Origin of the sequence: Geobacillus sp. GHH01, from assembly GCF_000336445.1 — a bacterium.
Lineage (GTDB): Bacteria > Bacillota > Bacilli > Bacillales > Anoxybacillaceae > Geobacillus > Geobacillus zalihae.
In genome coordinates this window covers 1,324,113-1,337,003 of the sequence record NC_020210.1, presented here as the reverse complement: position 1 = coordinate 1,337,003, position 12,891 = coordinate 1,324,113, and the positions used below count along the sequence as shown (strand labels likewise).

Sequence of the window (12,891 nt, the reverse complement as noted above, 5' to 3'; positions counted from 1 at the left end):
TGTCTGGATTTATCTTTTATAGACAGAATTTTTGTTTATTTCAGAACTTAATAGATATTATATAATTTTTTGTGAACTACCCCCCCACCTACGCTTCGCTTAGAGGTGGGGGCTTCAAGCGACTTGTGTGTGTTCGCTGAACGGTAAGCCACACACAAGAACCCTTTACGCTTCCCTTCGTTCCGAAGGTGTCCGTTCTAGCCATATTCTATCATATTCGTTGGCTAACGCCAACCGAAATTCATCTCCCACTTTCACTGGTGCTGGCGCACCTTCACGTTTAGAAGTAGGAGACTTCTTTCGGAGGGAAGTTAAAAAAGTAAACCTATGATTTTGATAAAGTTGCCAACTATAAAAACGTCCTTGCATGGGGTTGTTTCCTTAAGGAATACATGTGATACGCGAGCCCATCGCCAGTGCCGCGAGTTGGCGTACGGCGCGATATCCCGTGAATGATCATTTCCAGCTTGGCATAAGAACAAACAGCAAAGCATAGCGGAACTCCTATATAAGTTGTAATAAAGATTTTCCGATTGCTCGATTCTGTTTTCCTTCATACAAGTCAGTTTGGTAGAATGCGGCGGGCGCTCTACTGGATGTAAAACAAAGTTTCAACTTATATATATTGCTTCTTGCTGCTAAGATGTGTTATTGTTTCAATCCTTTAATGAAGTCTTCCTTTATTTAAAAAGCCCCTCCATTTTGCCATTGATTTTCTAGAGATACAAGGAGGCATTTTTGTCCCTCGACCCTCTTGAAACATAATTATTATTATGTAAACTAGACTGTTTGAACAACTTTATCAAACGCTCAAACCGTTGATAGATCCATATCGCGCTTTTTTTCCTGTACACCTATGTCCATTTTAGGCCGTGCAGAAATAAAGACGAACAGCGTCCGTCACTGATTTCACTACATAAAGTGATTTCAAAAGAAAGCAGGGAACAGACGTATTCCCTGCTTCTTTCCGCACGCACTCCATGCCGGGCCAAACTGATCTCATGGAGACTGATTAACCAACTGCGCAATTCTTTCTGAAAAAAACACCATTTTTCAGCTCAAATATACTGCCCGGCCTCTTTTGGAAACACCCGTGACACGTGAATCAGCCTCCAGCGGCCATTGCTTGTTGTTTCGGCTATGTTTCCGCGGATGATCATTCCTGCTTTTGCGTAAGAACGAACAAGCGGAGTGATAGATATCGTATATTGCTTTCCGCTTTCTGCGTGTTGACATCTCATTGTCGCAGCGGAAACAGCGGTGATTTGAAACAGGCCGCTTACCTGGCGATCCTCCAATGCGTTTTCGATTGCCACTCTTCCGATTTCTTGCAGCCAATCATGATATTTTCGCGCCGCATACGGAACGTATAAATCGAGCAAGCGAATCGCATCATATATTTCTTCTTCCACTTCTTGAATGATGGAGCGAACCGTTGGGGCATGATTCGTTCCATATCGCGCGTCAATCCACTTTGCCAGCGCTTTTGCCGTGCTGAAAAACGACTTTGCCTGATTGATGCTCACATCACCGTTTGTTTCTAAATAATGATAGACGATGCATTGGCGCCAATGGTCTTTTGTGATGCTTGTCCAAGATGAAAGCTGAGATTCTAGCAAATATTGCGCGATAATAGATAGGCCGGTTCGATATTTCGATACGGTCGCTTCTGATTTTCCTCTCGTTTTTTCGATAAAAAATTCCGCCATCTCTTTTCCAAAGAAGCAATCGAGCCATTCATGCGGTACGACGTCTTGTTCATACTGTCCCGTTTCATATGTCCGCTGCTTCTCCAAAAGCCGCAATTGCGTTTGTCTTTTGTCCCCTAACGTGACAAATGGAGATAACGGGAGGCCAAACTTTCTGCGAATCGTATTAAAATCAACGGTAACTGGGCATTCCAGCTGCTTAGCGTTCATGAAACTAATATACTCGCGCTCTCGCAGCCATCGCTCGACTTCTTCATTTTTCCCTTGTTCCGCCATTTGCATCACGGTTTTCCCGTCCCACTCCTCTTGCGGAGTGTGTAATGATCGATAAATACCCAGCGTTTGATTCGCCAGCGCACCAAAATAAAGCGGCACATTTTCTCCTAACCGTATCGCGTAAGAGTGAAACTCAACGTCTTTGGGCGCATCCAATTTGCGCACCGTTTTTTTGATAAAGCGGACAAGAGGCCCCGCTTTCTCCATCACTTTCATAAACGATTCCACCGCATCTGGCCAAACGGTCACAAATTGCAGACGATGTTTGTTTATTTCTATAAATCCTAACACTTCGCGCATATACACCGGGCTTGAAGCGAGATTATCCTCATATATATACTGCCTGCCGGCAAAACTGAGCTTTGCTATGCTTCCTCTCTGTTCGTCTGTCATCACGGCATCTTGTTTTTCTAAAAAACGAACAAGCTTGTTTCCATCATCGACTTCATAATGCAATGTCGCTTCATCGATTTTCGTCATTTCGCGACGCCGAATATTGTATGGATCCATTAATAATTCATTCACAATTTCTAAAAAGCAGTCCATGGCGATTTGTTCATACGATTGTTTCGTTTCTGACATCAACTGGTTGATCTTTGCATATGCGCGTTTGATTCCCCGCGGTCCTTCAAAAATCGCCGCTCCATGAACATAATAGCCTTCGCCGAACGGCTCAAGCAGACAAAACGTTCCTCCCCACGGAATGGGCTCACTCATCGTTTCACAATACGGCATATAAAACCGTTCGTGCGTAAATGCATCTTCCGCCGTTACCCCTTCGTCATCCATATCCACGATTTGAAGAAGCCGCGGAACAAGCGACACCCACGTTTCAAGCAGCCGCGCTTTCTCCGCCTTTAAACTCGCTTTTTTCTTGTGATAAAACCATTCGACACCACGCAATCCGTTGTCAAATCGATGGAAAAATAAATACCAAAGCCAAAACAAAGGTCCGAGCGCGTCTCCATTTTTTATGGGGGTTATTTTTTGATCAAACATTGTTTCCGCACGCAATTTTTCTGAAAAAGACAGCGACCGCTCTAAAAATTGGTAAATTTCTTCTGACAATTCGCTTTTTAATTGAAAAAAGCGCTCCTTCCTCACCCTCCGGATTTCTACAACCGCTTCCTTTTTCATACAACATTTTTTATACTTTTTCCCGCTTCCGCAAGGACACGGATCGTTTCTTCCTACTTTCATTTCTTTTCTCCTTTTTTAAATTTCATTTCTTTTCTCCTTTTTTAAAAATAAGACGCATCCATTATTTAGTAAACAAGCAACAATCATATTATAACCGTTGAGCCGTGTCTTTTAGACAATTTCTTCTCCATAAAAATCTCCTTCCAAGCAGACTCTCAAGAACATCATATCCAATGCCTTTTTTGCTGTCTACTTGTAGGGGATAGTACCTTTACGGCTCCCGCCCACACCTTTTTCTCTCTCCGTTTGTCTTTTCTTGTCTATATAATCCGATTATACTGTTTAGTAAAGAGGTGAATGAGGTGGAACAACAAACAGTGTTAAAAGAAATCTTAAAGGCGTTCGATCTGTATGCATCTGATTTTCGCTCGCAAATCGCTGCATTAGATGAAAAAATCGAAGCAATAGACAAAAAAGTTGAAGCATTAGACAAAAAGTTGGAATAATAGATCAAAAAGTCGAAGCGATAAATGATGAATTTAAAAGAAAGTTTGCAGAAATGGACGAGCGGGTACAAGCGATGGACGACCGGTTGGAAAGCAGAATCGATCGGCTGGAAAATGAAATGAACGAACGATTTAACCGCTTGGAAACAAAAATCGACAACTTGCGCATTGAACTTATCGAAACACAAGAAACCGTTGATTTCCACTCAGCCAAAATCGCCCAACACGAACGAAAAATCCGCAAGCTCTCCCAGCAACAATAACCTCTCCAGCTGTAACGCAGCTTGTGTGTTCTCTCCACGATGAACTTGCCCCCCATACCGACAGATGGGGGCGTTCGTTTCCACAACCGTTCTAAACATGTGCTCATATATGAGTTTATTATAACCGCTGAAACACATCTTTCAGACAAACCTTTAAATCTGGATGCAGAAAAGAAACTAGCACATCTTGTTCTCCAAACACTTCCCTTTTTTCATATACTCCGTTATGCCATCCGTACACCTCGATGGCTCGATACAGCGGGTCCACGACCCAGTATTCTTTTACCTCAAAGCGCTGATATAATTTGTATTTTTCATTTCGGTCTTTTAACGCCGTACTCGGAGACAACACTTCTACGATTAAATCAGGAGCACCCACGCATCCCTTTTCTGTAATTTTCCCGCGGTCACAAATGACGGAAATATCGGGCTGCACCACATTTTTCGCGGATTTGTCATCAAGGCTTGAAGCAAATATGACATCAAATGGGGCCATGACCACTATGCATCCTTGTTGTTGAAAATAATCCCGCAGCGCCGCATACAACTCACCAACAATATACTGATGGGTAAACGAAGGAGAAGGAGCCATGCTATATGGCACGCCGTCAATCAATTCCCATTGTCCGTCCCATTTTAGATAATCTTCATACGTGTAGTTGTGATTTGAAAACTCTGGCGTTGTCATCGCGCCTTCACTCCATTTCGTTTTTGTTTCCATTATATCATGGCGCCAAATATCATTCTTTGGCCGTGGATTGAAGCCGTGTTAGCGAATTTGTTCCTTGTTATATTACGTTATTTGTTTTTAACCATTCTTCCAATAGCTTGCTTCCGACTTCATAAGATAAATCATCTGCATCAATAGTAAAAATCTTGTAACCATATTTTTCATGATAATCATACTGATTTAATATTTTTTGAACTAATGTAGTATCTTGTTCATGATCTAAAAAACCACCCACTTATTTTCGTTCTGAATTTTATATGCAACTGCTTCTAAGTCAACATTGTTCTCATAATATCCTAAATGAAGATGCTGATTTGGATCAAATTTCACGTTGATCCACTCCCGTCTCTTAATGCACCAACCAAATTTTTCGATTCTGCATCTATACACTTGATCATCAACCGATTGTTGAACGTTTTTGAACCGTGCAGGAAAGAATTATTTGATTCATAACGTTACATATTATTTAATCCAGCGTTCCAATGGTTTTAACAACTCTCTCTCTATTTCATACTCAGTCAATTCCTCTTCGGTTGACTGTTCATTTAATTTTCTAAAAATAAAGACTATGTAAAAATCTACCCAAAACCAATTCAATTTGCGGAAAGTTGTTAATCCAGTCTGGCGCGAGTTTCATATCCCCTGCTTCTTGCGATCGCTGATTGATGAGCTGACCATCCTGTAGTTTATAGTTTTATTGTTCGTTTAGTTCCGGAATATCAACTAAAACGCTTATTTGCACGGCATCCTTCATTTTTTGATGAATAGCAAGAAGGATATCTTCTATTTCTCCACTCTTTACCGCTTCAATAAATTCATGCCATGCCCAAGTGTGATCCATCATTAGGGCTTTCTTATTATCAAAGGATTTTTCTAATCCTTTTTCAATATGAACACCTACAAAAAATGTACCATCTTTGATAATATATTTCCCGAACTTATAGGCTGGATATGCTGTTGATGGGATAACCCACCACATTGACCTTTCGCTATCAAATCGATTGAACGGCCTCAAAGTGTAACGCTTATGTTTTGTTTTCAAAGCCCCGTGTAATTTCCGAGCCAACTCTTTTGCATTTTCGCAAATAATACCTTTCATTTACCCTATCCCCTATTCAAAGAAAAGAATGAGTGTTTCTGAGCTTTCGTTTCTTCGTGAATTGAAAGCATCATTATTCCACTTTCCCGTTTTCCAAAAGAAGCAACGTATAAAAAAGATTCGTGTTTATCTGCTTTCCTCTCCCCCTTTCCATCCTCATGCCGCTTTACAGACTGCCTAGGCGATTCCGTTCAATTTTGATCGTGTTATCTTTCCCATCGAGCCTGTCAGCGCGCTTGCTGCCGTAGAGGCGCAGCCATGGGGAGCCTTTGACCGCTTTCACTGACAGCCGCGCTGTTCCGCGAATCTGTTCTTTTTCGATATCCACGCACTCGAGAAATTCATCCCAATAGACGATGGCAATGACTTGGTTATAGTCGCTTAATTGCTTTTGTCCGCAAATGAAGGCAAAGATCAATTCTTTTTCCTTGTTGTTTTCGTGATGAATCTTGACAATTTCTTCAAGCTCATTGTCGCTAAATGGAAAGGACCAAGTAAAATCCTTGGAGCCTGATGGAGTGGTATTGTACTTCGTATAGATGATGTAACTCGCTTTATTCGTCGTGACTTCGTATATTTGCCGGTTGTCGTTTTCTTTTTCAAACAATGCCGGCACGAGTCCCCCGTTGACCAATGCAGAAAGCAACGCCCCGTAATAGTAATCGGCTTTGCAAATCGTTGCCATGGTGATCCCCTCCTTCGTTCCTACAACAAAAATCTCAGTCAATTCGATTGTACCAATCGTTGCAGAAAAATGCTGTCGAACATTGTCAAATCGTCTATAAATTCCCTATGCCCAACCAACATACGCACCGAAAATTCGAGCGACCATAACAAAAAAAGCTGCCCCCATCATCCTTAGGGCAACTTTCTCCTTTAGCGGGTAACAATAGGCGCCGAGCCAATACGTATCCGGTGAAGCCATGAAAAAACGCTGTGGCCAGCTCTTTATTTAAACAAGCGGTCGTGGTAAATCGTTATACATTTCACTTCACATGCAAAATATCGTTTTAAATCTCTTTATTTCCTCCCATAATGTACACGTTCTCGCTCTCTGTTAAATTCTTCATGCAACTTCCCTTGTTCATATTCCATCAAATAATTTAATGTCTGCTCAATGGTTGCTATTTTCATTGTTATTAATATATCAGAAGAAGCATCCGCATCATCTAATGTTCTCTTGTATTTCTCCAGTTCCAAAAGGCGCTCCATTATTTCTTTAAATCCTCTAATGGTCTTTTCATCCTTGTAAATAAAATCACGTTCGAAATCAATGTCCTCTAATTCCTGTTTATATTCGTTAATCGTGTTATCACGCATTTGTCTTGCAAAATCAACTCTCCTTTGAATCGGACCAAAACGAAATTTATTTCTCCATGATAAAAATGTACTTTTAGGCACGCCTAACTCGCTTGCCCCTTCCCAAGGAACAACATCTCTAATCACGCAAAGTCCATACATAATCTCTTTCAACGGTTTACCGTACTTTTTTTCTACGATTTCTTGATAATCTTTATTTGTCATCATTGGAATCACATCCTTATTGTGGGTTTATCGCTAAATGTAAAAGCGCTATTTCAGGAGCTAGCAGATGCCAAGCACTGTCCCTTCCTACTCATCTTTTACCCTTTTATGAACTTCTTCTTCCGTTAGGTCAAATATATGTGCAATATCGGCAATGTTCATTCCTTTTGCAATCATTTTTCGCATCATTTCTCGCTCTTTTTGCTTAGCTCCTTCACGTTTTCCCTTTTGTTCATACGAAATCAACAATTCCAACACTTGCTCTTTTTCTTTCGTTTCCATTTGATTCACCTCGTTTCGTAATTGTTGTTCTTCTTCATCCGACAATTTCACATATGTTTCAAAAAAGCCCATTAACAGCCTCTGCTTTGCTTCATCCAGCTCTAACTCACATTTCGCACCCTAACCGTCCAGAATGAAAGGAATTTTTGCTTATTTTTTTAAGATAACTTTCGGATCAGCACAACTAGCGATGGCAATCCTTTTTTTACCATCGCTAGTCGTTCACTATGGCGATATAAGAACTTTCATAAATCGCCCGAATCTGAACGGTCATGAGGACGAAACTCCTTTTCTTTCTTGGTGTATCAAGGTTTTATTCGGCATCTCCCTCAAAAAATCCTCCCGATTTTGCGTGGGAGGTTGCGAAATGTGAGTGGATGATCGAGCAACCGGATCCGAAAATCAAACAAAAAAACGCTGCCCTTGAGCATAGAACAGCTAGAAAACACAATCATTCCCATCGCGCGATAAAGAAGCCTTATGATCATCCTGACAGAAATGATGAATGCGTCATCGCACCGAATACATCTCCCCCATATTTTCTTTCCCCTGCAAAACCGTCATTGGTCTTTTAGTCGTTCCCAAACTTCTTCTTCTGTCAAATCGAGCATATGAGCAATTTCAGTTACACTCATCCCTTTTTCCCGCATTTTCCGAATAAGATCGCGCTCTTTTTGCTTCATCCCTTGCTTAAATCCTTCTTCTAACCCTTCCTTTTTCCCTTTTTGTATTCCTTTTTCTATTCCTTTTTGCTCATACGAGATCAACAGCTCCAGCACTTTTTCTTTTTCTTTCGTTTCCATTTGGTTCACCTCGTTTCGTAATCGTTGTTCTTCTTCATCCGACAATTTCACATATGTTTCAAAAAAGCCGAGCAACAGCCGCTGCTTTGCTTCATCCAGTTCTAAACGAACTAACATGCGTAAAAACTGTTTTTTCAATTCGATTCGTTCACTTTCAGTATACCCCATTTTGCTAAGCAGCGCAGCGGCGATCGGGTTTTCGCTGCGAATGTAGTTGCGCCAATTTTGTTTACGTAGTTCGACGGTGAAAAAGCGGAAGTGAAGGATGTTGCCAAACGGAAGTTGAAGCGTAAACGAAGAGGTTTCGTCACGGATGGCATCGTAGCTGAAAACGGCAATCGGAACGATGTTCGTGCGGTATTTTTCAAACAAGCGGCTGAAGTAAATGAACATCCGTTCAGGAAACGACGGCTGCACATAGCTTTGGTTTTCGATATGGACGATGATCAGCCCGTCTTCCCCTTTTAATTTCGTTTCGACTAACAGATCGACGCGGTATTTCTCCCCAGCGGTCACATCGGTGAACAGTTCTTCGGATAAAAAGGACAAATGGCGAAAGTCGATATGCTCGTACATGTCGGGGAAAAAGAGAAGAATAAACTCTTCAAAAAACGTTTGGATCAACTCTTTAAACAAGCGGTCATGGTCAACAGCCATACATTCACCTCACATGCGAAAATTCATATACGTTATTTCGACAACGTGTGTGAAATTTCCTACATGGGATAAAACAAAAACAGAGAGCCAAGCAATCACTCTCTGCTTCTACAAATCCCAGCAATCCTTAGAGAGTGACGGGCAAGCAATCCTTTCATATCACACAAACGTTGGTTGCCTCATTTTTCAACACTTTCCAATATAATTTCATTGCTAGTAAACTTCAAGGATTTGCATGGCTTTTGGCGTCCACCTCGCACAACGAGGAAACCGTAGATTTGGAAAACAAAGGACTAAGTCCAAGATTTTGTTTAAAAAGAAACAGCAAAAAGTAGTTTGATCAAGACCTAAATTAGCTAGAACGAGAGCGAAATTTTACACAATAAAATAATCAGGACTTGAACTTTTGGTTAATGGTCAAAACTTATCATGCTCAATCTTAAAATTTGATTTAAATAAACGCTTAAATTCTATAATTAAAAAAATTAACAATAATTTGTTATTTTCTATGAAAATGCGCGCTTGGAGCGGCCATTTTCATGCCGGGTGGAGAGCAAAGCGCGCTCATGGAACTTTTCTGTGAAAACAACAGATCCACCAGTGGCTAGGACTATTTTCATGTCTAGGTGAGGAATAAAATTTACTCATGTCCTTTTTCCTTATTTTTTTGGGATAACAAATAAAATGGTGCCCGCAATTTCATGAAAATGATTGCGAGCACCATTCCTATTGCTTATTTCATTTTCCATAATGCATCTGTCAATGTATTGATTAAGAAGGAGAGATCGTTGTCCTCAATATTCAGCGGCGGGGATAATGTTAGTACGTTGTTGTATCCAGCAACGGTCGTGCCGTTTTTGCCAATAATCAGGCTGTTTTCTTTGCAAATGCCAATCGCTTTATTCACAAGCGAAACATCAAGAGGCTCTTTTGTATCTTTGTCGGCGACTAGTTCAATTCCAATTAACAAACCTTTTCCGCGCACATCGCCAACGTAAGGGTGGTCTTGCAGTTTATTTTTTAACTCATTTAACAGCCGTTCACCTGCTTCCCGCGAACGCGCAAATAAATTTTCCCTTTCCATAATTTCAATATTTTTTAATGCTAAAGCGCATGCTGCTGGATGGCCGCCAAACGTGTTAACATGGCGGAAGTAATCATATTCTTCTGTTCCTTTAAACGCCTCATAAATCTCTTTTCGAACAGCGGTTGCCGACAATGGTAAGTATGCGCTTGTAATTCCTTTTGCCATCGTAATAATATCTGGCTTTACCCCATAGTTCATGAATCCAAACGGTTTGCCTGTCCGCCCAAATCCGCAAATCACTTCATCGACAATCAACAAAGCGCCGTGTTTTTCGCACACTTCTTTTACTGCTTTCATATATCCTTCCGGCGGTATGAGCACTCCCCCTCCGGTGATAATCGGTTCCATGATTACCGCCGCAATCGTTTCACTCAACTCCCATGTCATCACATCGTCGATTACTTTGACTGACCGTAAATCCCGCGGATTTTCCGCCTGATCATTGTCACGGTAGCTGTCTGGAGGCGGCACATGAATAAACCCAGGCGCAAGCGGCTCATATTTATACTTCCGTTGTGCCTGACCTGTTGCGGCAAGAGCTCCCATCGAGTTTCCATGATACGCCCGATACCGGGAAATAATCTTATATCGGTTATGCTCTCCTCTTTGCTGATGATATTGTCTTGCGATTTTAAATGCGGTTTCATTAGCTTCGGAGCCGCTGTTGGAAAAGAAAATAACATATTCGTCTCCTAACAACTCATTTAATTTTTCGCCAAGCTGAATAGCCGGTATATGACTTTGCGTAAGCGGAAAGTACGCAAGTTTTTTTAGCTGTTCATATGCTGCTTCCGCTAATTCCTCACGTCCATACCCTACATTCACGCACCATAATCCCGCCATCGCATCTAAATATTTTTTTCCGGTAAGATCGGTAACCCAACATCCTTTCGCTTCTGTCACTACTAGCGTTTCATCAGGATTATAAGGTTTCATTGAATGCCATATATATTGACTATCTTTTGTAATCCATTGTTGCTCATTTTGATGAATTTGAACCAATTCTCTTCCCCTCTTTCTTTTGTAAAGTTAGCTCCCTTCCACCTGAATTTTGTTTTAAAGCAGAGGGATTTTTGAGTAATTATTCTTACTAAATGAGTAAACCTGTTCTTGTCCAGTATTTTCTTTCAAGATCGTGTTAAAAATCGAATCGAGAGGTAATCATTTTTTTGCGTGTATAGAAGTTCACTCCATCTTTTCCATTTACGTGGAGGTCACCATAAAACGAGTCCTTCCAGCCAGAGAACGGGAAGAATGCCATCGTTGCCGGTACGCCTACATTGATTCCTAACATTCCCGCATCCGCTTCTTCACGGAATTTACGGACAGCTTTCGCATCTTTCGTATAAATAGTCGCACCGTTTCCGTATCGAGATTTGCGAATATACTCAAGTGCTTCGTCCAAATCTTTGGCACGCAACAAGCTAAGGACAGGAGCAAAAATCTCTTCTTTAGCAATCGTCATATTTGGTGTGACATGATCAAAAATCGTTGGCCCAAGGAAGTTTCCTTCTCGCATTTCCTCCATTTCTTTGCGTCCATCCCGAATAAGTATTGCCCCTTCTTCAATCCCCTTTTGAATGTATCCCAATACTTTTTCACGATGGGATTGGCGAATAACGGGGGTTAAAAACACTTCTGGATCCATACCATTTCCAATAACAATTTCATCCGCCTTTTGCTTTAGCAGTTTTACAAACCGTTCATTTTCACCAACAATAACAACCGCGCTACAAGCCATGCAACGCTGTCCTGCACTTCCAAAAGCGGAACTAATCACGTGCTGCACTGCTGTCTCTATATCAGCATCAGGCATGACGATATGATGATTTTTTGCCCCAGAAAGCGCTTGCACTCGTTTACCTTGTGCCGCTGCACGCTCATATACATATTTGGCGACAGGCTGGGAACCGACAAAAGAAATTGCTTTAATATCCTCGTGATCGATGAGGGCATTAACGACATCATGCGCCCCATGAACGATATTGAGCACTCCTTCTGGCGCCCCGGCCTGTGTAAACAACTCAGCCAGTTTATTGGCTAAAATCGGCGTTCTTTCAGATGGCTTTAATACGAACGTATTCCCGCAAGCAATCGCCAACGGAAACATCCAGAGAGGCACCATCATCGGAAAATTAAATGGCGTAATTCCAGCGACTACTCCTAAAGGATAACGGAACATTTCCGAATCAATGCCTTCCGCAATTCCCGATAGTGACTCCCCCATCATTAATGTTGGAGCGCCCGCAGCAAATTCTACGCACTCAATTCCCCTTTGAATCTCTCCATATGCTTCTTTATATGCTTTTCCGTTCTCTTGAACGATAAGCTTTGCTAATTCTTCATGATGCTCGTTCAATAAATGATGAAATGTAAACATAATCCGCGCCCGTTTAGGAACCGGTGTATTTTTCCACGTTTCAAACGCTTTTTTGGCCGCTTGCACAGCTCTGTCTACATCTTCCTTCGTCGAAATCGGAACCCGCGCCAGCACTTCCCCTGTCGCCGGATTCGGCACTTCCAATGTCTTCGTCCCGCTTGATTCTACCCATTGTCCATTAATAAAGTTTTTCAAAATAGTTGTTTCGTTCTTTGTCACCGTCATCACAAAAACCCTCCTTTTTGTTATGCTATTTGAAATTATTCAATTTTAACGAAATTATCTCTTAATTTCCAATATTCTTCATTAGACAAAACGTAAAAATGATAAATATGTTCATTCCACAATATGACACATCCTATTTTATTGTGTAGAAATTTCCTCTCCGTCCAGTAAACTTCGACCAACGAAAAACTGTCACTTTCTTTTCACATA

The 12,891-nt window shown here is 41.3% G+C and carries 11 protein-coding genes and 1 pseudogene; 1 reads left to right on the top strand and 11 read right to left on the bottom strand.

Translation table 11 applies throughout. The annotated features are described in order from the left end of the window. Positions 1-1,058: 1,058 nt before the first annotated feature. The gene (locus GHH_RS06665; protein WP_015374549.1) at positions 1,059-3,185 is read right to left on the bottom strand and encodes an SEC-C metal-binding domain-containing protein; all 2,127 of its coding nucleotides are present in this window, start codon (positions 3,183-3,185) and stop codon (positions 1,059-1,061) included. A gap of 302 nt (positions 3,186-3,487) precedes the next feature. Between GHH_RS06665 and GHH_RS06660 the strand changes: the two are divergent. After that, a pseudogene (locus GHH_RS06660) lies at positions 3,488-3,894 on the top strand (hypothetical protein). 118 nt (positions 3,895-4,012) lie between these two features. On the opposite strand, the gene GHH_RS06655 reads toward GHH_RS06660, so the two are convergent. From GHH_RS06655 to GHH_RS06620, 10 genes are all read right to left on the bottom strand, one after another. Next, positions 4,013-4,615 (bottom strand): Uma2 family endonuclease, encoded by a 603-nt coding sequence (locus tag GHH_RS06655; RefSeq protein ID WP_371198487.1) that lies wholly within the window; start codon positions 4,613-4,615, stop codon positions 4,013-4,015. Between the two features lie 67 nt (positions 4,616-4,682). Then, positions 4,683-4,859: a DUF3986 family protein gene (locus GHH_RS18080; RefSeq protein WP_236612595.1), complete on the bottom strand. Its 177-nt coding sequence runs from the start codon at positions 4,857-4,859 to the stop codon at positions 4,683-4,685. Continuing rightward, positions 4,844-4,954 (bottom strand): DUF3986 family protein, encoded by a 111-nt coding sequence (locus tag GHH_RS19445; RefSeq protein ID WP_236612594.1) that lies wholly within the window; start codon positions 4,952-4,954, stop codon positions 4,844-4,846. Before GHH_RS19445 ends, GHH_RS18080 begins: the two co-directional genes overlap by 16 nt. Before the next feature lie 364 nt (positions 4,955-5,318). Further along, on the bottom strand, positions 5,319-5,723 hold the full coding sequence (locus GHH_RS06650; protein ID WP_015374545.1) for a hypothetical protein: 405 nt from the start codon (positions 5,721-5,723) through the stop codon (positions 5,319-5,321). Between the two features lie 166 nt (positions 5,724-5,889). Beyond that, a complete protein-coding gene (locus GHH_RS06645; protein WP_015374544.1) occupies positions 5,890-6,408 on the bottom strand; it encodes a hypothetical protein in 519 nt (172 codons plus the stop codon). 335 nt (positions 6,409-6,743) lie between these two features. Next, positions 6,744-7,250, bottom strand: coding sequence for a hypothetical protein (locus tag GHH_RS06640; protein WP_015374543.1), 507 nt, complete (start codon positions 7,248-7,250; stop codon positions 6,744-6,746). Between the two features lie 84 nt (positions 7,251-7,334). After that, a complete protein-coding gene (locus tag GHH_RS06635) occupies positions 7,335-7,601 on the bottom strand; it encodes a hypothetical protein (protein ID WP_015374542.1) in 267 nt (88 codons plus the stop codon). 488 nt (positions 7,602-8,089) lie between these two features. After that, entirely contained in the window at positions 8,090-8,989 is a 900-nt protein-coding gene (locus GHH_RS06630; RefSeq protein ID WP_015374541.1) for an Rpn family recombination-promoting nuclease/putative transposase, read from the bottom strand. Between the two features lie 733 nt (positions 8,990-9,722). Then, entirely contained in the window at positions 9,723-11,078 is a 1,356-nt protein-coding gene (locus GHH_RS06625; protein ID WP_015374540.1) for an aspartate aminotransferase family protein, read from the bottom strand. A 136-nt stretch (positions 11,079-11,214) separates the two neighbouring features. Next, positions 11,215-12,681: a CoA-acylating methylmalonate-semialdehyde dehydrogenase gene (locus GHH_RS06620; RefSeq protein WP_015374539.1), complete on the bottom strand. Its 1,467-nt coding sequence runs from the start codon at positions 12,679-12,681 to the stop codon at positions 11,215-11,217. Between the last annotated feature and the right edge of the window lie 210 nt (positions 12,682-12,891).